We start from the raw sequence: 378 nt of genomic DNA, 5'->3' as shown, positions 1-378 counted from the left end.
AATCGACTCATCCCGCGCCAACGCCACGCCCATGCGGCGCTGGCCGTTCACTTCTGGCTTGCCAAACAGACGCAACGCCGTGTCCGGCTCGCTCAATGCGGCGCCCAGGTTGGCGAACGCCGTCTGGGTCGACTGCCCTTCCACCAGAATCACCGCCGAGGCCGACGGCCCGAACTGACGGATCAATGGAATCGGCAGGCCGAGGATGGCGCGCGCGTGCAGGGCGAACTGCGATAAATCCTGGGAAATCAGGGTTACCAGGCCGGTGTCATGCGGGCGCGGCGACACTTCGCTGAACCACACTTGCTCACCCTTGATGAACAGCTCCACGCCAAACAGACCACGGCCACCCAGGGCTTCGGTCACTGCTTTGGCGAC

Annotated in this window: 1 protein-coding gene; it reads right to left on the bottom strand. The window is 64.3% G+C overall.

Going from position 1 to position 378, the window contains the following annotated elements; genetic code table 11:
• Nucleotides 1-366 (bottom strand): ATP-grasp domain-containing protein (locus AC0L20_RS40145; protein ID WP_473295692.1); only part of this gene is annotated, 366 nt, incomplete at its 3' end.
• Between the last annotated feature and the right edge of the window lie 12 nt (nucleotides 367-378).

This window comes from Bradyrhizobium sp. Kon58 (assembly GCF_055807455.1).
This window is presented reverse-complemented; position numbering and strand designations above follow the sequence as displayed.